The sequence below is a fragment of the Vibrio sp. 10N.286.46.A8 genome (genome assembly GCF_041470165.1).
Classification (GTDB): domain Bacteria; phylum Pseudomonadota; class Gammaproteobacteria; order Enterobacterales; family Vibrionaceae; genus Vibrio; species Vibrio tasmaniensis_A.
Map to the genome: position 1 here is coordinate 39,760 of NZ_JBFRLX010000040.1, position 22,520 is coordinate 62,279.

The following is a 22,520-nucleotide window of genomic DNA, read 5'->3' on the forward strand; positions in this document are numbered from 1 at the left end:
TCTTATGCTTTTATTAAGCGAATGAATGAACCAGTTAGGCCTTGAAGCTCTCTTTATCCAATTGGTGTTTCTTCATTTTTCGATAAAGCGTTTTGCGTGGCAGGTTCAGCTTGCTTGAGACCTCATTGATGTTGCCTGCGCTTTCTATTAGCGCTTCCGTCAATACATTCCTTTCGTACTGTTCCATCTGTTTTTCAAAGGCGAAATCTTCTCCGGACGTTTCACAAATTGGTGATTGAAGATCGAAACCATCACCAACGATACCCAACACAAAACGATCAGCGACATTACGCAGCTCACGCACGTTACCCGGCCATTCGTGTCGACATAGCTGCTGTATTTGTTCGGGATAGATCGTTGACGGACGCGTCTTGTATTTATGACTCGCTTGAATCACAAAATGGCGGAACAACACCTGAATGTCTTCTTTGCGTTGACGCAATGCGGGAAGGTTTAAGCTAGCAATATTAAGACGATAGAAGAGATCGGCTCTGAACTCCCCCGTTTCACTCAAGCTCGCAAGATCGGCTTTGCTGGCGGCTACCACCACAATATCGACCGGGATTAACTCGTTACCACCAACGCGCTCAATCATTCGTTCTTGAATGACGCGCAGCAGTTTAATTTGCACCGCAATTGGCATACTTTCTATTTCATCAAGAAACAGAGTTCCGCCATTGGCTTGTTCTATTTTGCCAATGCGTTTCTTGTTGGCACTGGTAAACGAACCCGCTTCATGACCAAACAACTCACTTTCGATAATGCTCTCTGTCATGCCGCCACAGTTGATCGCGACAAAGGGCTTCGCCTTACGACGGCTAAATTGATGCAACGCGCGAGCAATCACCTCTTTGCCCGTTCCTGTTTCGCCGTTGATGATGGTGTCAACACCGGTATGAGACAGTGCGAGCACTTGCTTGCGTATCGTATCCATCGCTTTTGATTGGCCAATAACCACCGTTTCAATCGGTAACTCAGCTTCCTCATCACCGTCTGTAGCTGCTGGGCAATTGTGCTGAGACTGTGCCAACGCTAAATCGAGCTTCTCTACCAACTCACTCGCATTCAGTGGCTTTTCTAAAAAGTCGAACGCCCCTAGCTTCATTGCCTCTATCGCCATGGGAATATCGCCATGGCCACTCATCAACAATACGGGGACGTTAGCGGCTCTATGTTGAATTGAACTCAGTAACGTAAGCCCATCCACCTGTGGCATTCGTACATCACACAATACAACCGACTGGCTGTTTGCTTTGAGCGATTTAAGGCCAAGGTTAGGGTCGGTAAAGGCAGTGACGCTAAACCCTTCTAGCTCCAACATTTCGCTCACGGCTTCAACGACATCGATTTCATCATCGATAAGAACTATGTGTTTTTCTGCAGTCATGAGGCTACACCTTTCGGTAGAGTGACGATAAAAGTGGTGCCTTGGTGTTCAACTGATTCCACGTGAATCGAGCCGCCAAAGTCTTTTATGATGTTGTATGCGATAGACAAACCGAGCCCAAGCCCCTTACCTGTTGTCTTGCGGGTATAAAATGGGTCAAACAGATGCGGAATGTCCTCTTCAGGTATGCCTAATCCGTTGTCCATCACCAAAATCTGGATGGTATTCGAATGCTCTTGAGTAGAGATGCTGAGCTCTGGTTGCTCTCTGTGTTCTATGGCATCCAGAGCATTGCTGATCAAATTCACCAGTACCTGTTCTAAGCGAATGCTGTTAGCTCGAACCGTCTGGCTACTTTGGGGCGAATACTGAATCGAGACTCTACTTTGCCTAGTTGCAAACAGGTCAATCGCATCACCAATCACCTTATTCAATTCAACGTTATCAATCTTGCCATCACTCTTACGTGAGAAGGCCTTTAGGTGACGAGTAATCGCAGCCACTTTGTCTAACAAAATCTCGATCTTTTTTAGGTTCTCTTCTGCCCTGTCTGGCCTTTGCTTGCCTAACCAAAGCTGCGCGCTTCGAACGTGACTGTTTACTGCGGTCAGAGGTTGATTGATCTCGTGCGTGATCCCGACACTTAATTGTCCCAATGCAGCCAGTTTTCCTGCTTGGATCAACTCATCTTGAGTCACTCGTAGTTTAGCTTCGGCTAAGGTACGTTCTTCTACCTCCGCCTCTAATTTACGATTGGTTTGCTTAACAACTTTAGCCGTGGTCTGGAATACCTTTAGGTACTTAGCCATTTGTGTTACTTCGTCTTTGCCACGAATGGAAACCTCGGTATCTAAATGGCCGGTAGAAATCGCGAACATGTTGTCTTTGAGCTGTAAAAGCCTTTCTAAAATACTCTTACGCACGTAGAACCATGAAATGGCAGCGGCAGCCAACACGCTAAACAGAGAAAGAAAAAGAGAGAGTTGTTGGTTCGATTGTAAAGACAGCTGCGCCAGCTGAATCGATTGGTCAATATTGCTATTCACCTTGCTAGTGTTGCTTTCGATCTGCACGGTTAATTGGTTCAAATGCTCGCGGCTGTTTTGCAGGAAGTATTGCTCTTGATAGAGATGATCGAGCGCTTTGTTTTTCATCCCATACAAGCTGCTATCACTTGAGGCAAGGTTATAGATCACTGTGAGTTGATGATCTAACTCAGGAAAATCACTTCTTAAATCACCACTGACCCAGAGCTTCCACCACTCTTCCCCGACTTGTTCTAGACGGTAACTGGTGTAATCGAGCTCATTAAAGCTTGAGTCGTTATACAGCTTCTCTACTAAGCCTAATTGATAATAAAGCAGAGATTTCAACTGAGTATATTGGATTTGATCTTTGGCTGGGTCAGGCAAACTATCGAGTGAGTCACTGGCTTGTTGCAATAGAGGATAAAAGCCTTCAAGCAAATTACGAAGTTCTTGATTGAGTTGTTCGGACTCAATCTCACTTTGATACAACAGGCTCAGACTATTATTAACCTGGGCGATAAGATCTTTAAAATAGGCGTGATAATCAGGGAATTGAACCATAACGCTATTCATCACTGAAATGGCCTCTTCAATTTTGAGCATCGCCTGCTTACGCTCTAAATTAGATTCAGCGTCACTGAGCTGAGATGAGGTCGTGATAATCACACGCACCATGTCATTGAGGCGTGCAGCGTTATCTAAGGCGGGGATTTCACTCTCTTTTAATTCAACAAGGCGTTGGTTTAAATCGTCAAAGGTGAAGCTAGAGACAACTGAGAGGAAGATGGTGGTCATCGATAACATAGCCAATGCCAACACCAAACGCAGCTCAATACCTTTCCAACCAAACCACTTGCGACGCGGGATTTTGATCGTAAACGGACGTTCAAAACTGTCTTTGTTTTCTATCACCTCGGAGACATGACTACTCACTCGCCCCACCTTCTTCTCATCATAAAATCAACAGGATCCGTCAATGATTCAATCAGTTAGGTGGTTTACCTATTTAATCTCACCTCTAATAGCTTTAGTGAAACTATTAAACGAAGAGTAATCATTAACATTTCACATAAGATATCATAACAATTATTATATAAAGCTTGAGCTGTCTGTTTTGCGATAATAGAAAGTGACCTCACCGACAGAAACGTGATTACTTTATCAATCCCTGTCGGAGGGCATTTTAGTTCGAGCACTTCCAATAAAGTCTGATCATTTATCATAGAGATTGATCGTATTGGGCTTATCATTCGCAAAACGGTCTTGAATCTAAACTTTCAGACAAATTAGCAATAATGGAAAATCATGGAGTCTCGCAGTGTAGGACACTACCTATGTCGAAATAGGATGGATGTATCGATCGCAAGACAATTTTGGGTGGCAAATATGCCAAGGCCTTGCACAAAGGTACTTACGAGAAACTCTCTGAAGCATACCGTTATTTACTCTTGAAATGGCTACCAGACAGTGGGTTTGAACTGCGAGACCAACCATGCTTTGAGGTGTACCTGAATCGAGACCCAAGACGAACTAAACCTGAGAATTTGAAAACCGAAATCTATATTCCGATCAAGTAACTGAGAGAGCTTCCCTTGAGTCAGTCAATCACGGCTGGCTCATTTTTGCCCCATTCCAAGCTAGCTTACTTATCCGTCACACTTTAGGGGGAGGTATTTGAACTACTTTTTCTAATCCGTGTAGTGGTTGTGGACAACGGTCTTATCAAACCCTATTCAATATGGGAGTTGTATTGAAGCTTTTATATAAATATATGTCGATCCCTGAATACTTTTTGAAATAACGTTATATCAGAGCAACCCAGTTGGCGGGACTGAAGACTTATATATAGTCAGCCATACAAAGTGAGGTGATGCATTTCAACTGTTCGCCACTCTATATTGCAACTGTAACCTCTGACAAAGCTAGTTTCCCCATACCAAAATGCCTTATCGTACAATGACAAAATGATAAACACTCGCGGCCTATGCCATAGGTACTCCCATCACTCGAAGGCATTTTACACATAAATAAGTAACGAATACTTTCGATAAATGGCATTGAATGCTAATTTTTACTTAATCATTCTCGTTATTAGAGCCGTAGTGATGGACCTTAATTTGCTGAAAACCTTTGATGTGGTCATGAAAGCGCGCAGTGTGAATCTTGCGGCAGAAATACTCGATATCTCTGCACCTGCGGTGAGCCAATCATTAAATCGCCTAAGAGAACAATACAATGACCCGCTTTTCATTCGCAAAGGTCGAGGCATTACGCCCACTAACTTTGCCGTTGAGCTGCACGCCGAGGTTCAAGAACCGCTCAGTTTATTGCTCAATGGGGCGAAATCGCGCAAGCACTTCGACGCTTTAACGAGCCGTCGGACCTTTCGAATTTCGAGCCATAAAGATATCGACCTTCTCGTGGTTCCCAGCTTAACCAAGTATCGAGCAGAGTTTGCACCAAACACCAAGATAGAAGCTGATATTGAACACATCAGTGAACAAGCTCGGCAAGATGATCTTCGACAACGTAAAGTGGATCTTATTTTGTCGACCGTCCCATTGGATGAGCACGGTTACCACAACTTAAAACTGTTTGAAGAAGAACTTGTTGTGGTATTGAGTCTTGATCACCCCAGGATTCAAGGCAGCATCAGTGTCGAGCAGTTTTTCAACGAGTATCATGTTCTGTGGCAAACTCAACGAATGGACAATTACACGCTCAACTCCGTCACTCATCTACCATTGGCAGAACGTAAAGTCGCTTACAAAACGGGTTCGGGTTTAACTGGGCTGGCATTAGCAGGCTGCACAGACTGGTTATGTGTTAATTCACGAAGGTTAGCGACCAACGTTTTATCAACGGGTAAATATCAGATTTTGGAATTACCATTTAAAGCAGAGCCTGTACCTGTCTATATGACCTGGCATCATTCTCAGCGTAATGATACGGGGCACCAATGGCTGCGAGAGGCTTTGGTTAAAAATACCGAACTGATGAATTAAGCTTTGCTTAATTATTGTTTAAGTTTCAAGCTATCGATGAATTAACAGTCCACATTTAATATCTCTCTCATCGACGGGCCGAATGGTCGCACCCGCCAAGCTTAAGAGAGATATGCTCCATGAAACCTTCTAAATTTTTAACACAATCAATTTGCTTCGCACTTCTAACGACTACTGCAAGTTCAGCACTCGCGATGGATCAAAACTTAGTTCGCAGTTCTGATCCTTCTTTTTTCACCAATGAAGCGGTGCAAAGTCATTTAGCAAAAGTGGTATGGGAAGATGCTGAGCACAATAAAGCATTCACAGAAAGCTCAGACTACATGCCTGTTGCAATGACTGAGTTTGCCAAACAAATGGCGCCAAAAATCCAAGAGATTGCCCCAGGAAAACTGTATTCAATCTCGGGCTTTCAACTTGCATCAACACTTGTTGCTGTCGGTGACGATGGTTTAATCATCGTCGACCCTGGTGAAAATGATACGGCCGCGAAAGAATCCATGGAGGCATTTAGCCAGTTTTCTAAGCTTCCAGTTAAAGCTGTTATCTATACTCACCGTCACCCTGATCACGCGTTTGGTTCCGCGGGATGGGGGGTAACAGAAGAGCAAGTGGCATCTGGCGAGGTTAAAATCATTGCTTCTGATAACTTTATTCCCAACCTTGTGAACGATGTGGGCGTGACCGGAAAAATCCTAACGCAACGCACTGCCTATGCGAGTGTGTATCTGCCTCAAGGTGAAAAAGGGCGTCCTGCTCACTTTGGCTTAGGCCCTACCTTCACCGCAGGCCCGGTTTCTTTTTTCATGCCAAATGTGTTGGTGAGCAACGACGAACCGTTAAAAATTAATGTGTCAGGCATAGAAATGGAAGTGTTTGGTGCCTACGGTGATGCGGGTGACGACGAAATAGATATCTATTTCCCGAAGTTCAAACACGTTCATGGTAGCGAAACCATTCAGGGCGAAACGTTCCCTAACCTATATACATTGCGTGGCACAAAATACCGCGACGTTCAAAAGTGGTATCAAGGTATCGATACCTTGTCGGAGTACGCTGAAAAATCGAATACGTACAGTGGTTCACACATGCGAGCTTGGGTGGGTCACGATTTCATTAATGAACGCATTACCAACTATCGTGATGCAATTCAATACGTGCACGACCAGTCTATTTATCACATTAACCGTGGAATCAAGCGTGATGAGCTGGCTGAAAAAGTGACGCTTCCAGCTAACTTAGCGAATGACCCATGGCTTGGTGAATACTACGGCACTGTTGCGCACTCTGTTCGTAATATTTATAACGGTTACCTTGGTTGGTGGGATGGCGATGCAACCAAATTGGCGCGCCCAAGTGTGAAAAATATGGCACAAGATTACGTCGATGCGATGGGTGGCGAAGACAATGTAATCGATATCGCTGAGAAAGCGTTCGAAGATGAAAACTACGGTTGGGCCGCTGAGGTTCTTACGCATGTCAATAATGCCGATCCAGAAAATATGGAAGCACGTACGTTAAAAGCAGAAGCATTACGTGAATGGGGTTACGAGCAAACCAATATCTACTGGAGAGGTTTTGCCATCTCTAATGCGGGAGAGCTAGATGGTTCATTAGATCGCTCAGTAGCATGGGATTTTGCCAACCCAGCTATCGTTAAAGTCTTACCAACAACAAAGATTTTAGAGACAGAACGCGTCAACTTAAATGCTGAACGTGCTCAAGGAAAAGAGTTATCAATCAACATTACTGTATCGGATACAGGAGAGCTAGCGAACTATACCGTGCGAAATGAAATTGCTGTCTTCTCTCTACAGCAAGATCCTGATGCAGACGCTACGCTGAACGGCAACAAACTAGAGATATTGGGTTACTTCCATTCAGGAGATGTGAGCCACGCCAATATTGACGGTGATAGCCATTCTGTTGAGACATTCTTTAGCTTGTTTGACCATAACAAAGCGAATGATATCAACCTTGTACTACCAAACTAATGAATGTTTTTGATGAGCCCAGCGACTCCGCAAGGAGTCGCTTTTTTTGAGCGGCTAGATTTTAGAGAGAAGTAACATGGATACCAAAATAACGACGATGACAACAATCGCATTACTGTGCTTTGCATCAAGCGCGTTTGCTCAACAAACTGAAGTATCAACCTTAGCAACTGCTCAGCGATCTGATTCCAACGTGCTTTCTGATTCAAAAGCGCCCGTTGATTCTGACGACCAAGTGCAAGACATGTCTGACCCATTAGCGGTATATACTCAGGCGGGTTTTGGGGTAACAGACAAAGGATTGAATGTAAAAATTGGTCAGGCTTACGACACTGGCAGTGATACATCCATGGGCATGAATGTAATTGAATTGAAAGGCATTGCCGGTGAACAATTAGGTTGGGCTGGTTCAAGTCAGCGCGACGATTCGATCGATAGCGTACGCTTTCGCAATTTCACGGTTGATACGACTAATGGCCGTGGTCAACAAATCGATTTAAATTATAACGTTGAACATGAACAGCTTGATGCGTCATACAGCCTTATGCAAGCACTGCCAAAGTGGGGACCTATTCAGCTCTACCCTCTAGCAGGTTTAGGAGCTCGCGTCATGAATGGTAAATTTGACGAAGCCATTAATACAGAATCAGGCACCTATGAAATTGACCGTTCAATTGGCTACACGATTCCTGGCGTATATGGTGTGGTTGGAATGTACAGCCGAATCACAGTCACAGACAATATTTGGATTAACTACAATCCAATGTGGCTGACTTCAATTGCAGGTTCTGATGCGTTTGTTGAGCAAGGTTTTGGCGGTGATAATCATATATTTACCAATGAATTTACCGTTTCTTACCAATTCACACCTAGATTGAATCTTCGTTATTATGCGAACTGGACACAAGACCAAGACTACTTTGACGGTGATCAGCGCGTAGAAATGAACTATCAATTTTAATTCACGAAGTCGTTGGTAGCTCTTTCATACGAATGACTCGGAGCTAAGTAATTTTATTGTTGTAACTAGCCAAATAGAAAACCACTCTCTAAGAGAGTGGTTAAATTGGTGACATACACGTTTAACTTCAAGATGCAGCTTTGAATAGCGAAATTGGCCTTTGCTTGTATATTAGGATTATTGTTAAAGAAGCAACTACCTAGACTTCGATGTTTGCGTACCTAGCTTGCTTATTGAGTTGGCATTTTTACATCATGGCAATTCTTTTAATACCCTACATAATCCGTTACATGCGAATTTAGTAAAGATTGTAACTCATTCCTGTCCAGAAGTTCGCGTGCCTACCTATAACCTGCATCATCAATACTGAACGCTAACTCACCTTAAAGAATGATCATTCCATCTCGATAAGTCAGTGCTGGCGAAACATCTTGCCCGAGTAACACAGGGCCATCAAGGTCGACTATTTTAGATTGAACCGCAATAGGCAGCGCTGCCCGCATCGCCAATGAGGTGCCTAGCATACAACCCGACATCAGAGTAAAGCCGAGCCTTTGAGCTTCTTCAGCAAGTACCAAGGCTTCGGTCAAACCGCCCGTTTTATCGAGCTTGATGTTAACCATTTCATACTTGCCTAACAAAGATGAAAGTTGCGAAGTGGTATGACAGCTTTCATCAGCACACAGTGGGATCGGGTGATTGATATGTGCCAGTGACGCATCATGTTGTTGCGGCAAAGGTTGCTCGATCATCGCGATATCAAACTCAGTAAGTTGATTGAACAACTCTTCGAGATTCAACCCTGTCCAGGCTTCATTAGCATCCAGCACAATCTGAACATCCTGCGCCGCTTCTCGCACTGCACGAACACGCTCTACTACCTGCTCGCCATCAAGCTTCACTTTTAGAAGTTTCGCCCCATTCGCCACATAATCTCGAGCTTGTGTCGCCATCGCTTCCGGTGTGCCAATGGAGACTGTCATTGCAGTAACGATTTGAGCAGGTAACTCAAACAAGCTATTTGGAAACGTCTGTTCGTTTTGCTGCGCTTCAAAATCCCAAAGCGCACAATCGACCGCATTTCGCGCTGCCCCTCCGGTCAATAAAGACTGAAGATGATCTCTTAGCTCTGCGGGATCGGTAACGCCTCGTGCAAACATAGCTTCAAGGGCGTTAGACGCTTGTTGAATTTGCGCTAACACAGACTCCGATGACTCGCCGTATCGTGGGTAAGGTGTACATTCGCCTTGAGCTTGTTTGCCATCATGCTCAATGTAGACACGAACAACGTGACACTCAGTTCGGCTGCCTCGAGAGATGCGAAAAGGCGTTTGCATCGCGATAGTAATGGGTTCTGCTGTAATCTTCATAATTTCACTCGATTGATGTTCGCTTTAACAAATGGAAACGTAGAAATGATGAAATCGTTAAAGTGAATGTCGCAAATGATCAGTAATATTTTGTACACCAAAACGTACTGGGTCCGTCACGGGTACTTGATAGAGTGTGGTCCATTCTTGGCATAATGTCTCAGCGTCTTCAGTGCTAATCGCCGACGTGTTCAAACAAATGCCAACCAGTTTCACGTCTGGATTCGTCAATCGCGCGGCTTGCAAGTTAGCTTCGATCGTCTGTTCAATCGTTGGCAATTGCGCATGAGGAAGGTTGCGAATATGTGGTCGCCCTACTTCGTGACATAGCACCAAAGCATCAGCTTGTGCGCCATGCAATAACCCTAAACTCACGCCTGCAAAAGACGGATTGAACAACGAACCTTGGCCTTCAATGATGTCCCAATAGTGGTCAGTAAAATCCGGGCTAATCGCTTCAACCGCGCCAGAAATGAAATCCGCGACCACAGCATCAATCGAAACCCCGCTACCTTCAATCAAGATACCCGTCTGCCCTGTCGCTTTAAACTGAGCTGACGTTCCCGCTTGTTTAAGCGATTTTTCAATCGCCAACGCCGAGAACATTTTGCCGACTGAGCAATCTGTTCCAACCGTAAGAAGGCGCTTACCCTGACGAGGTTTGCCGTTACCAACCTTTAGATCACCATCAAAATGGCGTACATCATGAAGCTTAGTCAATCCTCGCTGTTGCATGTCAGCAAGCGGTGAAAATTCACTCAAGCGCTGGTGCATGCCAGATGCAATCTCAAATCCCATTTCTGCAGCTTCCATTATGGTTGACTGCCAAGAATCAGGAATAACACCACCTGGGTTTGCTGTGCCAATCACTAGCGTTTTCGCGCCCTGTGCTTGCGCCTCTTGCAAGGTCATGTCCGTTAAGCCAAGTGAAACGGTATCGTCTGTTAAACGAAGTTGACCTAGGCAAATTTCTGGTCGCCATTGGTGAATACCACGAGCTGTTTTTGCGGCAAGTGGGTCGGTAACATCCCCAAGAAAAAGAAGGTAAGGTTGAGCGATAGACATGAGTATTCCTAATTAATAAATCCTTGTATGGGTTTACTTTAATTAAGAACTTAGAAACTGCCGAATACCAATTTATGGCGAGCCTATAACCTTAAGTTATAGGGTGAGTGTGGCTCTTCAATGAAACGATAAATTGCTTAACGGAAATCGACTGAGGGGTGTGCTCTGCGCAAAGCATCGAGACCGAAAATTGGATATCCGGCTGCAGTGAAAGCACACAAACCGAGTCGTCATTTTGATACTGCTCTGCCGTCCACGGATCGACAATCGCAAAGCCTGCTTGGTGCTTCACCAATTCCGCCGCCGCGCTATATCCACGCACAGATATCGGATGGTGATAATGCTCATCTCGCGCAATAAGGCTTTGATGTAACAGTAGGCCTAATGGATCGCGGCTATCAAGCCCGATGATTGGCAAGGGATAATTGATCAGATCATCAAGGGTTAATTCCGTCGGTAACTGTTCAACAGTGTGGGAAGGAACCAGAACCTTGAGTGATTCAGTTAAGAGTGTTTCACTTAATATGGCAGGCGGTGTTTCGTCCCCAAACGCGATAGCAATATCAAGCTCATGCTTTAACAGCCCAGCACACAGTTCATCACGGTTTGCAGTCAGCAACTCAAAAGAGAGCTCTTGTTCACGAGACATTTGGGCTATTACCGGAGTCAGCAATTTGGTCGCCAGTATCGGTGGTGCACCAATACGTAAATGCTGATGTCCTTGCTTCACTTTGTTGGTCAGAGAGCGAAACTGCCCCAGTTGTTGATAGACCTTCTCCGCTTCTGGCAACAAGGTTTTCGCCTCAACCGTTGGTACCAACCGACCTTTGACACGCTCGAACAATCCAAACCCGAGTTGTTGCTCGGTATGCGCCAGAATACGAGTCACATTAGGTTGCGACACATGCAAGCTGCGCGCTGCCCCAGATACGGTTCCGGTTTGCATTATGGCGTAAAAGACTTCCAACTGTCTTAGGTTCACATTGATGTCCTTATGGTTCGCGAAACAAATCTAGGGGTTGGCTTTTCTTGTATTAGCTAAGCTGTTTATCGGTCTAGCTGTTTAACTCGCTGCTTATTTATCTATTTGTTTGCGTGACTCTACTTTAGTAGATCAGCTATCGCAGGTTTAAGCACCTGAGCCCAAGTTTGGTAAGCTTTAGCATTCAAATGCAGATCATCACACGAGTACTCATTCGACAAAAGCTTATTAGGTGACAATGCTGAATTCACATCTAAAAACATAATGCCTTGCTGAGTGCAGTGCTCGCTTATTTTGCTATTGAGCAGTTCAACCGACGGATTCAAACCTTGCAGTTTGGAGCCCACATAAAGAGTAGATTGCACCAAAATCTGAATATCATTTTCTTGCCACACCTTAAGTATATCAATGTAGTTCTGGTAGATATGGTCAACATCATAACCTTGCGCTAAATCGTTTATCCCTGCCATAAAACACACTAGCTTTGGATTCACATTCAACGTGGTATCAATGCGGCGCAACATGCCTGTTGTGGTATCACCCGCGAGACCGCGATTGACCATCGAAACATCCCGAAAAATATCCGCCCAAGGTGCCCATTCGGTGATCGAATCACCAAACATCACTAAGTCTGCATTTGGGGAAAAATGGCGGTGATTGTCCGATGTCATGATGTAACGACTCATACTGTGGCCTCGTTGCTGAATCTCAGACTGAAGAGCAACCGCTTTGAGAATATCACTGTCCGGTGTAGTGCTATCAAATTGAGCCAGCAACCCTTCGATGTGAGGCTTAAAAGGGCTAAGACGAGTGCTCAGTTGGTGGTGTTCTTTAAGGGAAGATAACCTCTCTAGTAATGCATACAGAGAGCGGTTTTGACCAACTTCTTGGAATAACTGATAGAGATCGAGGACAGGGTGTTGCTGCAGCGCGGCAAGTAATTGCTTGTCTTCCATGGTGTTATCTAACCCTTCAATTATCTAATGATGAACCCAAGATAATATCCGATTGCTTACGGGATAGATAACATTAGAAACAAAGAATGACTTAATCTCTACAAGGCTGGTTACATACCGCATAAAAATATCTTCCGGTACAAATCTCGTTCCGACTCAAAAATCAGCACTTCATCATAATATGTATAAGAAATTAGCCACATATTGTGACCTCAGTCTCTCAGCCTACCGTCTACTCCTATTGCCACTATTTAACGGAGGATTTATAGAATATCAGGATGGTGAATAATAAGTTAAATCATAATAATAAGGACCTTAACGTGAAACTTTCTCTATCCAATACCGCGTTGGCCGTTACCGCCATCCTACTTGCAGGTTGCCAATCTGCACCTGAATCAGTTCAAGAACCAACAGCATACCAATGCCAAACGAATACGAATGCCGACGTGAATGACTTGAGGATCTATCAAGTGATGGTCGAAAGCTTTGTCAGTGGCGATGACTCAATTGGTCATGGGACAGGCTATGGAACCAGTCACCATAACGGAGATATCCAAGGTATTATCGACTCACTTGATTACATTGAATCTCTTGGCATGAACGGCATTTGGCTAACCCCAATCTTTAATTCAGAGCCTATCGAAAACCAAGACCATTGGGCTGATAGACTGGATGCAACCGGTTATTTTGCCACCGATTATTTCAATATCGATCCGAGATTCGGCACGATGGAAGAAGCTAAAACCTTAGTTGAAGAAGCGCATGCTCGAGGGCTTTATGTCTTCTTTGATGGCGTATTTGGCCACCACAAAAAAAACGTAGTGCCGTCACCAACAGGTAAGCTGCCCCTAGGAGAGGATAATCCAGTCTCATACCCTGAGAGCCTAACCTTCTATCAAGAAGTTGCCGAGTATTGGATCAAAGAACTCAAAATTGATGGTTGGCGCTTAGATCAAGCTTATCAAGTGCCAAAAGAAGCTTGGAGTCAAATCAGAGAAACGGTAGACACCGCTTCTTCTCAAGTCGAATACGTAAACAGCGAAGGTAAAACCGTGAACCCTCTGGGTTATATGGTCGCGGAAATTTGGGCAGGTGAGAACCGCATTATTGAAACAGGCTACGGTTCAAATGAAGCACCGGCCTTATGTTCTGCGTTTGATTTCCCGATGCGCTACCGCCTGACGGAAACCTTTGCTGTAAACGAAGCTGGCGTGGGGAACAAAGGTGGAGAGTGGCTTGCAGAAGGCATGTCTTTACATTCGTTATACCCAGACCACGCAAAGCCAAATTTAATGATCGGTAACCATGACCTTGTGCGCTTTGGTGACTTATTACAGCGCGGTGATATCGCTTCTCCACAAGACAAAGAGTATTGGCAGCGCTATAAAGCGGCATTTTCATTCCAAGCAGCTTATACCGGCCCAATTACGACCTACTATGGGGACGAGATTGGCGATCAGCTAGAAGGTTTTGCAGACAAAGTATGGACTGATGACTGTGCTATAAATGGTCTGTGTGATGATCACGTAGCCCGTACTAGCGGTAAAGTAGAAGGTGTCACAGCCCAACTCAATGCGCACGAAAAAGACTTAAAGCAATACGTGACAAACTTGATGAAACTGAGAGAAACGCACCCCGCTCTATCACAAGGTAAACGTACAAACCTGATGGCCAATGAGGTCGCCTATGTCGATCACAAAGCCTATGAAGGCGATGCTGTTGTCTACGCAGTGAACGTTACCAACAAAGAACAAACCATAAATCTAACCAAAGAAAAAGTCGGCTCCATAGCTGATCTGACGGATATTGAATCCAAGCAATCAATCTCAGCTATTGATGGCCACTACTCTATCGTTCTAAGCCCATTTGAAGCTCGTTTCTTGTCGATAACACAGCCAAGTGAAAAAGGGCCAATTGCGGCGATACTAGCGACAGGAAATGAAGTTGGACAAGGCTTCATGGCTCAATGTGACAATCCAACAATAAAAGCTGAAGGCCCTATTTCGAGCCCGCTTTATGTGGTTGGCAATTTTGCTGATTCAGGTTGGAAACACGTGGGTCAACGAGAGTTTGAATATAAAGGTGACAACACTTACCAAGTCGTCACCACTGAAAAACCGGGCAGTTATCGCATGCAATATGCATCCAAGGCTTGGTCACCTCAGTTCACAGCGGATGGGCTTAACCTAAAGTTAGGACAGCTTAACTCGTTAATTAAAGGTGGTTACGGTCAAGATACCGCTATCACTATTCGGAATGCTGGGCAGTATGTATGGAGCTTACAATTCGATGATGCGGGGCAACCACTGCAAATTATGGCTTCCAAATGTGCTGAATAGCCAAACCTAAGATCCGAGATCAACCAAGTAAAAACCCCTTATTCCTACGAATAAGGGGTTTTCTTTAATCTGCATTGGATATTAAGAGACCAGACACGATTAGAACGATATCTACCCCTGCTTCACTTGCAGGTGATTACGGTTATCGCGGCTTTTCTTGATCAGCTCGTTGCTCTCGTCCATTTCATCTGACTTAGCAAGGCGATCATAAAGTAGCACATTCACTGTTGCTGCTAGATTCATGCAACCAACAGTTGGTACATAAACAACATGGTCAGCTCGGTCAGCGACATCTTGAGAAATAGAACCATCTTCAGGCCCAAAGATATAGATAGCGTTCTCTGGGTGTTTAAAACGTGGCAGTGGTGTTGCACCTTCAGCCAACTCCACACATACGATCTTAGTTTCTGAATTAAGGTTATCTAAAAACGACTCGACACCAGTAAGCGGGATAGTACGCGTTGCACTCTTGGTATCGGTGTGAAATTTTGCAGCCTTGTCGTAGCGTTGCCCTGTGTATTTAACTTCGTCGACTTGGTAGCAACCCGCCGCACGCATAACCGCGCCAACGTTTGTCGGGCTCTTTGGGTTAGTTAAACCAATAGTCACATGGCTTTTGTTCATGAATCTTTCTCACTTAACGAATAGACATAGCAGGGTGCTACAAAGCGTCGCATTCTACCAAAGCAGCGCCAAATTCAAAAGCATCGAAACGAACGGCTCTTTTTACAGATAAGTACTTAGTTGCACCACCTATCACTTCAAAACCTAACCGCCATCATATTTATCAAACAAAAAGGTTTTAGGATAACAATTCAACAACAAGTCCGTTTACATTTCGAAACCACATTAATAATGTGTTGAAAATTGCCTGAGACAATCACATAGGAAGTGCTAATGACCCTCACCATCAAAAACCGCCTTTATATTCTCTCTTTTATCCCTTTGCTACTAATGGCAATTGGGATGATGAGCGTGACGTATATGAAGAGCACTGAGCTAACCGCACAACAAGTAGAATCGACGCGTAGCAATATGATGGCGATGAAAGAAAAGGAACTCAAAGCGTACCTGCAAATGGCTAAGTCTTCGATATCTCCTTTCTTAGAAAAAGGTGCCACGCTTGAAGAAGCATTACCCACATTAAAAACTCTAGAATATGGTGAATCTGGTTATATTTTTGGCTACAGCTCTAAGGGTGTAAGAATCGTCATCGGACAAGGTACCGATGGCATTGGTAAAAATTACTACGACCTTCAAGACAAACAAGGCAATTACCTAATCCAAGACCTGATTAAGAACTCAAAAATTGGGGAATTCACCACTTACTACTTTCCTAAGCCAGGTCAGTCCATTGCGTTACCAAAACTCAGCTACTCAATCTTTATTCCACAATGGGATTTAATGCTCGGCACGGGTTTTTATACCGATGATATTGACGCCGTGATCAGTGACATGAAAGAGAGCTCGAATGCTGCGCTACAAAGCTCACTAACTGCCATTGCAATTTTCTGTGGCTTGATTGCCTTAGTGGTAGCGGTTTTCGCTGTTGCAGTGAACCGTACAATCATGCAACCACTCGAGCAATTTGACTGTTCGATCAGTGCCTTTGCAAGTGGTGAGGCCGACCTAACGGCTCGAATGGAAACCTTCAAAGCGCCTGAGTTCGCCAAACTCAGTGAGAACTTTAATGCCTTTGTTGCGAGCCTACAGACCATCATTCGTAGCGTGAGCGATGTTGGTCAGCAAGTTGTATCAGAAACGAGCAGCATGTCTTCTCGCGCAGCTCAGGTCGACGAGATAGCAACAGGTCAACGTGAAGAGACAGAACAAGTAGCAACGGCGATGACCGAGATGACGACAACTGCGCAAGAGATCTCCAGCAACGCAAGCCAAGCCGCTGACTCAGCTAAACTTGCAGAGAACAATGCAAAAGAAGCTCAGCAAATAGTCAACGCTGCTGCAGGTTCCGTAGCAGACCTTGCAAGTGAAGTATCAGAAGCAAACACTGTGGTATCTCGCCTTGAAGGAGATGTACAGAACATTTCATCTTCACTGACTGTCATTCAAGACATCGCGGAACAGACCAACCTATTAGCACTAAATGCCGCGATTGAAGCCGCGCGAGCTGGTGATCAAGGCCGAGGTTTTGCGGTAGTTGCGGATGAAGTTCGTAAGCTTGCAAGCCGCACACAAGAGAGCACGGGCGACATTCACAAAATGATCCAACAGCTAAAATCCGCTTCAGATGCCGCGGTGAAAGCAATGGATTCGAGCCAAAGCAGAAGTGCTCAAACGGTAGAAGAAGCAAATGCAGCAGCTGCAGCACTTGCTAAAATTCAAGATTCGATTGATACCATCATGGACATGAACTCACTGATTGCGACGGCGACTGAACAACAGAATATTGTTGGCCAAGAGATATCTCAACGCATTGTTGTGATTTCAGACCAAAGTTCTCAATCGGCATCGCTAGCAAACCAAAACCGTACAGGTAGCCAAAACCTAAACAGCCGAGCAAACGAGCTGTACCACTTGGTTGATCGCTTCACGGTTTAATGCTTAATGCTTAGTGCTTAGTGCTTAGTGCTTAGCAAGTAAAAGCTATAGAACATCAATAAAAATGGGCTTCAGAATCTTTGTTCTGAAGCCCATTTTCTTGTCCATAGTGTCTTGCCAGATAGAACTAGTCTAATTGCTCAGACAAGAAGTCGACTAACAAGCGAACCTTTGAAGACAAATTACGGTTCTGTGGGTAAAGCGCCCAAATCCCCTCTTTATCGTCTCGGTAATCAGATAACACCTCAACCAATTCGCCAGACTCAAGATCTTCACTCACGTAATATTCTGGTAGCTGCACCAAGCCAATACTCTGTTTCGCTGCGTCTTGTAAGGCTAAGCCACTGTTACATTTAATGCGTCCATTGACCCGAACTGAGCGAGGTCGCCCATTTTCTTTAAAACGCCAATGCTCAAAGCCCCCGACTAAACATTGATGATTACTCAACTCAGAGAGCGTATGCGGTTCACCGTAACGTTCAATATATTCAGGGCTGGCGCACACGTAGAGTTGGCGTTGAGACAGCTTCTTTGCCACAAGACTCGAATCTTCTAAGCGACCAAGACGAATAGCGACATCGACACCCGAATCAATAAGGTCGAGCTTTTGATTGGTCAACATCAGCTCAAGTTCGACTTGTGGGTGGAGCTTTAAGAACTGATGAAGTATTGGGGCGAGTTGACGCTCACCATAAGTCACAGGTGCCGTTACTTTCAGTAAACCTTTTGGCGTGGATTGCATCTGCGTGACGGCTAACTCAGCAATTTCTAAACCTTCGACCAACAACTTACACTGCTGATAATAGAGTTGCCCAGCCTCTGTTAGAGAAACCTTACGAGTCGTTCGATTGAGTAGTTTTACTGCGAGGCGTTCCTCGAGATTTGCCACTCTACGACTGATTTGAGCCACTGACGTAGCGAGTTTCTGTGCGGCACCAGTAAAGCTTTCGCGCTCTGCCACTGCAACAAACTCACTTACCCCTTCCCAATTGGCCATGCCTCTACCCTATTTTGAACTATGGTTACCCATACAGTGTATTGAAGATATAGATCAGTGTCACCTAGCTTAATATGCGCCATGCACATACAAAGGCCTTCATTGAAGCTAATATCGCATTCCCCACAAGGCTCCTATCGACCTAATCTACAAAGTTCGAACCGACCTTGTATTACAAATACTGTTATCAAAAAATACTCGCACCCAAAAAAGAAAGCCCGCACTCATTGAGTACGGGCCTTATTATTGTCTATTACAGATGCGTGAGGGTTAAAACTAGAAACGATTAGCCACTCACTTTTGCCTGTTCAGTCTCAAAGATTACACTTCAAACTGAGAAACTAGGCTATCAAGTGCTTCACACTGTTCTGCTAGTGAGATGCATGCGTTCTCTGCATTGTTTGCCATCTCAACCATTTTCATGGTGCTTTCCGCGATACGTTGAACATTCTGGTTCACTTCTTCAGACACCTGAGACTGCTGAGAAGCCGCTGTTGCGATTTGCGTATTCATCTCATTCATCTTGCCGATTGAGTTACGAATCTCGCTCAATGATGAAGCAGCAGTGCCCGCTTGAACAATGGTTTTCTCGCCACTTGCCTTGCTTTCTGTCATCACGCCAACGGCATGTTTAGCGCCAACTTCTAAGCGTTCAATCATTGATTGGATTTCACCCGTACTGTCTTGAGTTTTGCTCGCAAGCGCACGGACCTCATCAGCAACTACCGCAAAACCACGACCTTGCTCACCAGCACGCGCTGCTTCAATCGCCGCATTCAATGCCAATAGATTGGTTTGCTCTGCAATGCCTTTGATCACGCCAAGAATAGAAGCAATGTTCTTCACATCAGTATCCAATTCCTGAACCACACCACCTGCATTCTCGATATCTTGCGCAAGGCGTTCAATTGAAGTTACGGTTAAGCCCAAAGTGCTGTCTGCTGATTCCACTTCATTGTTCGCAACGTTACTTGCGGTTGCCGCATCTAACGCGTTACCACTTACCGTTTCACTGGTCGCTTGCATTTCATGAACGGCAGCCGCGACTACTTCACTTTCTTTCTGTTGATTCGAAGAAAATTCAGCCACATTCTGCGTTATTGATTTGATGTTTTCCATCTCTGCACGTACGGCATTTGATGTCAGAATCACTTGTTCAACAGTGGTATGTATCTTACTAACAAACTTGTTAAACGCTGAACTTAAGCGAGCAATCTCGTCAGAACCTTCAACTTTCATTCGCTGAGCCAAGTTACCGTCACCCGATGCGATTTCATTCATCGCTTTCTCTACGCTCTGAATCGGCTGAACGATAAAACGGTTCGATAACCACATCGAAAACAAAGCCGCAAGTACCGCCACGGCCATACCTACTTCGATGATCAGCTTACTTTCTTCAATCGAGTCATTAGCTTGCTGGCGAAGCTCTTTTTGTTTTACTGCAATCAGCTCTCTAATATAGCCGAGTTGATCGTGAATGATCGAAAACTCAGCGTCCAATGCTGGCGAGTAATCTATGTTGTATTGAAGAGCATTGGCAGGATCTGCAAACATTGGTTCATGCAATGCTACCCACTTTTTCATCGCCTTTACCAGTTTCGCTAGCTCGTCTTGAGAAGATGAGTCTAAGACACCTGCGGTATATAGAGTTTGGACACTCTCAAAGCGTGGAACGGCTTTGTAAGCGTTGTCTTCAAACTCAAATTTTTGATATTCGATCGCATCCTTATCTTTAGCAAGTAACAAACCTTGCGCTGATGCAATGACTTGATAGATATCTCGGTACCCATCTTCTAGGTTGTCGAGAACCGGTTGAACCACATTATTGAGCTCATGGTTAATCGCTGCTTGCGCGTTAGATTTAATCACGTTAAGCACAGTAACAGTTGAGAAAACAATCACGATAACCATTAGAGGGATCGCAATTTTACTCTTAATAGAAAGGTTTTTGATATTCATAGAGGGTTTATAACCACACATTAAATAGGGACGCGCGCATAATATACAGTATCGATAAAAAAGCCAGCTATAGTTTTGTGAATCTCATCGCATATAAAACTAGACGATGAAAACGAGTGCTTCGCATTTAACCAGACGTCAACCTGAAAAAGTTAAAGTGGACAATATTGAATTTATTTACCTTAGACATGTTCTATTACTGGAGAAGTCGTCGAAATAACACCATAATATAGGGCTCTAAAATAAGTAGGTAAGAACATGAAAATTTGTGGTGTTGAAATCAAAGGTAACGATGCAGTCATCTGTCTTCTATCTCTATCAGACGGTGTATTTAACATTCCTGATTGCCGAGTTTCTAAAGTTGCTATTAGTGACGCAAACGACACACAGAATATGAAAGATTTTCAATTTTCTTTTGCAAAGTTAATGGAAGATTACCAAGTAGAAAAAGTGGTAATTCGTCAACGCCAAACTAAAGGCAAATTTGCTGGCGGTGGCTTCGGCTTCAAACTAGAAGCAGCAATTCAGTTGATCGACGGCCTAGACGTAACCGTTGTATCTCCGAATGAAATCAAAGAAAGCCTTAAGCGCAACCCTCTTATGATGAAGTTCAAAGAAACAGGCCTTAAGCAGTACCAAGAAGCACCGTTTACCACGGCTTACGCTTGTTTAATGCAGCGCTAATCAATAGTCGCTAGCCAATATTGATACAGAAAGAGCCTGAATATTCAGGCTCTTTTTTGTTTCTAGCAATCTACTTCAAGTCGAGTTATACCAATCACAGTAAGTAAGTGTTCAAAAATAGCGTAGGAAAAAAGCTTGAGAACAAGGCAGCATTTTTCGATAAGTAGTTATTCTACAATCAAAAGTTCTAACGAAGTTATCGAGATTTTTAACAAGCTAGGGTGACCAGTTAGTTACTACGATTGGTATAATTTTGGTAGACACATTACCTCTCTAATGCTGTTCGTCTACGGAACTTAATCAACTCAGGCTTTTTCACCACCAGATAAACAGCGGTCGCTGACAACGCGAAGCCTATTGCGCCATAAATGTCGAATGACTCTCCAAAAATGAGCCACGCTTGAATGGCTGTTGTGGGTGGAACTAAGTAAAACACCGATGCCACACTTGAAGAAGCGCCATGCTCTACCATATAAAGCAGCAATAAAATAGCAATGCACGATAAAACAATCACTAGCCAAGCCAGAGTCAACGTGAACTCAATAGTCCAGTTCACCTGCATAGTTTCGTAGCGCATTGCAAAAGGTAAGAACAATGCTGCTGCTGCCAAGTACTGCACCATCGCGCCACCGACCATATCTGTACCCTGACAAAAGCGCTTCTGATACAAAGTACCGACCGTAATACCCACCAAAGAAACCAAACATAATAACGTTGCCAAGCCTTTTTGGTCGTCTGACTGCCACTCAATATTGCCCATTAGCACCAAACTAATACCTGCGAAACCAAGGGCTAAGCCTAGCCATTGTGCGAAGTTAAAACGCTGCGAGGTACAGCTGATCATTATCAATGCCGTCAGAATCGGTTGTAAGCCAACAAGCAGAGAACTCAACCCGGCAGGCATACCCATATCAATCGCGAGATAAGTGCCACCAAGGTAGAAGCCATGAATCAAAATTCCGACCACACAAGCATGAAAGAATGCGCGACCACGAGGGATACGACGTTTAAGAATGGCAATTAAAACCAAGAACAGCGCCACGTTGGCTACCATCCTAAGTGAAAGCAACGTTGCGGGTTCGGCATATTCAACACCAAGACGTGCGCCGACAAAGCCTGACGACCACAATATTACAAACACGAACGGAATCATTTTAATCAGCATTACAAACCTCTGGTCAACTCTTCATCAATGCTGTTACCTTAGTTGGGTACAGATAACTAATAAAGATAC

General features: G+C 44.4%; 17 protein-coding genes. 7 read left to right on the top strand and 10 right to left on the bottom strand.

Annotation, left to right across the window (positions count from 1 at the left end; all coding sequences use genetic code 11):
* Positions 1-34: 34 nt before the first annotated feature.
* Both AB4232_RS05270 and AB4232_RS05275 read right to left on the bottom strand, forming a co-directional pair.
* Positions 35-1,387, bottom strand: a complete 1,353-nt coding sequence (locus tag AB4232_RS05270) for a sigma-54-dependent transcriptional regulator (protein WP_372086470.1) — start codon at positions 1,385-1,387, stop codon at positions 35-37.
* Positions 1,384-3,357 carry a sensor histidine kinase gene (locus AB4232_RS05275; protein ID WP_372086472.1) on the bottom strand — a complete coding sequence of 658 codons (1,974 nt, stop codon included), beginning with the start codon at positions 3,355-3,357 and terminating at the stop codon, positions 1,384-1,386. Before AB4232_RS05275 ends, AB4232_RS05270 begins: the two co-directional genes overlap by 4 nt.
* A 413-nt stretch (positions 3,358-3,770) precedes the next feature.
* Between AB4232_RS05275 and AB4232_RS05280 the strand changes: the two genes are divergently transcribed.
* The 4 genes from AB4232_RS05280 to AB4232_RS05295 all read left to right on the top strand — a co-directional run bounded on the left by AB4232_RS05280 (position 3,771) and on the right by AB4232_RS05295 (position 8,375).
* Positions 3,771-3,992, top strand: a complete 222-nt coding sequence (locus AB4232_RS05280) for a GyrI-like domain-containing protein (RefSeq protein ID WP_081324597.1) — start codon at positions 3,771-3,773, stop codon at positions 3,990-3,992.
* A gap of 528 nt (positions 3,993-4,520) precedes the next feature.
* On the top strand, positions 4,521-5,420 hold the full coding sequence (locus tag AB4232_RS05285; protein WP_372086474.1) for a LysR family transcriptional regulator: 900 nt from the start codon (positions 4,521-4,523) through the stop codon (positions 5,418-5,420).
* A 119-nt stretch (positions 5,421-5,539) separates the two neighbouring features.
* Positions 5,540-7,414 (top strand): alkyl sulfatase dimerization domain-containing protein, encoded by a 1,875-nt coding sequence (locus AB4232_RS05290; protein ID WP_050652863.1) that lies wholly within the window; start codon positions 5,540-5,542, stop codon positions 7,412-7,414.
* Positions 7,415-7,490: 76 nt separating this feature from the next.
* Positions 7,491-8,375, top strand: coding sequence for a hypothetical protein (locus tag AB4232_RS05295; RefSeq protein WP_082242590.1), 885 nt, complete (start codon positions 7,491-7,493; stop codon positions 8,373-8,375).
* A gap of 383 nt (positions 8,376-8,758) precedes the next feature.
* Here the strand turns inward: AB4232_RS05295 and dgcA are convergent, their stop codons facing one another.
* The 4 genes from dgcA to AB4232_RS05315 form a co-directional block, all read right to left on the bottom strand.
* Complete coding sequence (gene dgcA / locus AB4232_RS05300) at positions 8,759-9,745, bottom strand: N-acetyl-D-Glu racemase DgcA (RefSeq protein ID WP_372086477.1); 987 nt, start codon at positions 9,743-9,745, stop codon at positions 8,759-8,761.
* A gap of 57 nt (positions 9,746-9,802) precedes the next feature.
* The gene (gene dgcN / locus AB4232_RS05305; RefSeq protein WP_372086479.1) at positions 9,803-10,810 is read right to left on the bottom strand and encodes an N-acetyltransferase DgcN; all 1,008 of its coding nucleotides are present in this window, start codon (positions 10,808-10,810) and stop codon (positions 9,803-9,805) included.
* Between the two features lie 91 nt (positions 10,811-10,901).
* Positions 10,902-11,792, bottom strand: a complete 891-nt coding sequence (locus AB4232_RS05310) for a LysR family transcriptional regulator (protein WP_372086481.1) — start codon at positions 11,790-11,792, stop codon at positions 10,902-10,904.
* Positions 11,793-11,911: 119 nt separating this feature from the next.
* Positions 11,912-12,748: an SGNH/GDSL hydrolase family protein gene (locus AB4232_RS05315; RefSeq protein ID WP_372086483.1), complete on the bottom strand. Its 837-nt coding sequence runs from the start codon at positions 12,746-12,748 to the stop codon at positions 11,912-11,914.
* Between the two features lie 278 nt (positions 12,749-13,026).
* Here AB4232_RS05315 and AB4232_RS05320 point away from each other — a divergent pair, with 278 nt between their 5' ends.
* Positions 13,027-15,087 (top strand): alpha-amylase family glycosyl hydrolase, encoded by a 2,061-nt coding sequence (locus AB4232_RS05320; RefSeq protein WP_372086485.1) that lies wholly within the window; start codon positions 13,027-13,029, stop codon positions 15,085-15,087.
* Positions 15,088-15,198: 111 nt separating this feature from the next.
* Here the strand turns inward: AB4232_RS05320 and AB4232_RS05325 are convergent, their stop codons facing one another.
* Complete coding sequence (locus AB4232_RS05325; protein ID WP_009846247.1) at positions 15,199-15,711, bottom strand: RNA methyltransferase; 513 nt, start codon at positions 15,709-15,711, stop codon at positions 15,199-15,201.
* 273 nt (positions 15,712-15,984) lie between these two features.
* Here AB4232_RS05325 and AB4232_RS05330 point away from each other — a divergent pair, with 273 nt between their 5' ends.
* A complete protein-coding gene (locus AB4232_RS05330; RefSeq protein WP_372086487.1) occupies positions 15,985-17,646 on the top strand; it encodes a methyl-accepting chemotaxis protein in 1,662 nt (553 codons plus the stop codon).
* 127 nt (positions 17,647-17,773) lie between these two features.
* Here the strand turns inward: AB4232_RS05330 and AB4232_RS05335 are convergent, their stop codons facing one another.
* Both AB4232_RS05335 and AB4232_RS05340 read right to left on the bottom strand, forming a co-directional pair.
* Positions 17,774-18,643: a LysR family transcriptional regulator gene (locus AB4232_RS05335; protein ID WP_009846245.1), complete on the bottom strand. Its 870-nt coding sequence runs from the start codon at positions 18,641-18,643 to the stop codon at positions 17,774-17,776.
* 321 nt (positions 18,644-18,964) lie between these two features.
* Entirely contained in the window at positions 18,965-20,602 is a 1,638-nt protein-coding gene (locus tag AB4232_RS05340; protein ID WP_372086489.1) for a methyl-accepting chemotaxis protein, read from the bottom strand.
* Positions 20,603-20,860: 258 nt separating this feature from the next.
* Here AB4232_RS05340 and AB4232_RS05345 point away from each other — a divergent pair, with 258 nt between their 5' ends.
* Positions 20,861-21,286 (top strand): DUF3010 family protein, encoded by a 426-nt coding sequence (locus AB4232_RS05345; RefSeq protein ID WP_009846243.1) that lies wholly within the window; start codon positions 20,861-20,863, stop codon positions 21,284-21,286.
* 265 nt (positions 21,287-21,551) lie between these two features.
* Here AB4232_RS05345 and AB4232_RS05350 read toward each other — a convergent pair whose 3' ends face one another.
* A complete protein-coding gene (locus AB4232_RS05350) occupies positions 21,552-22,451 on the bottom strand; it encodes a DMT family transporter (protein ID WP_372086491.1) in 900 nt (299 codons plus the stop codon).
* Positions 22,452-22,520 lie beyond the last annotated feature (69 nt).

Excerpts from the sequence above, each read along its gene's own strand:
- AB4232_RS05270 (WP_372086470.1), bottom strand. The coding sequence starts at position 1,387 with ATGACTGCAGAAAAACACATAGTTCTTATCGATGATGAAATCGATGTC.
- AB4232_RS05285 (WP_372086474.1), top strand. The coding sequence starts at position 4,521 with ATGGACCTTAATTTGCTGAAAACCTTTGATGTGGTCATGAAAGCGCGC.
- AB4232_RS05290 (WP_050652863.1), top strand. The coding sequence starts at position 5,540 with ATGAAACCTTCTAAATTTTTAACACAATCAATTTGCTTCGCACTTCTA.
- AB4232_RS05295 (WP_082242590.1), top strand. The coding sequence starts at position 7,491 with ATGGATACCAAAATAACGACGATGACAACAATCGCATTACTGTGCTTT.
- dgcA (WP_372086477.1), bottom strand. The coding sequence starts at position 9,745 with ATGAAGATTACAGCAGAACCCATTACTATCGCGATGCAAACGCCTTTT.
- dgcN (WP_372086479.1), bottom strand. The coding sequence starts at position 10,810 with ATGTCTATCGCTCAACCTTACCTTCTTTTTCTTGGGGATGTTACCGAC.
- AB4232_RS05315 (WP_372086483.1), bottom strand. The coding sequence starts at position 12,748 with ATGGAAGACAAGCAATTACTTGCCGCGCTGCAGCAACACCCTGTCCTC.
- AB4232_RS05320 (WP_372086485.1), top strand. The coding sequence starts at position 13,027 with ATGGTGAATAATAAGTTAAATCATAATAATAAGGACCTTAACGTGAAA.
- AB4232_RS05325 (WP_009846247.1), bottom strand. The coding sequence starts at position 15,711 with ATGAACAAAAGCCATGTGACTATTGGTTTAACTAACCCAAAGAGCCCG.
- AB4232_RS05330 (WP_372086487.1), top strand. The coding sequence starts at position 15,985 with ATGACCCTCACCATCAAAAACCGCCTTTATATTCTCTCTTTTATCCCT.
- AB4232_RS05335 (WP_009846245.1), bottom strand. The coding sequence starts at position 18,643 with ATGGCCAATTGGGAAGGGGTAAGTGAGTTTGTTGCAGTGGCAGAGCGC.
- AB4232_RS05340 (WP_372086489.1), bottom strand. The coding sequence starts at position 20,602 with ATGAATATCAAAAACCTTTCTATTAAGAGTAAAATTGCGATCCCTCTA.
- AB4232_RS05345 (WP_009846243.1), top strand. The coding sequence starts at position 20,861 with ATGAAAATTTGTGGTGTTGAAATCAAAGGTAACGATGCAGTCATCTGT.
- AB4232_RS05350 (WP_372086491.1), bottom strand. The coding sequence starts at position 22,451 with ATGCTGATTAAAATGATTCCGTTCGTGTTTGTAATATTGTGGTCGTCA.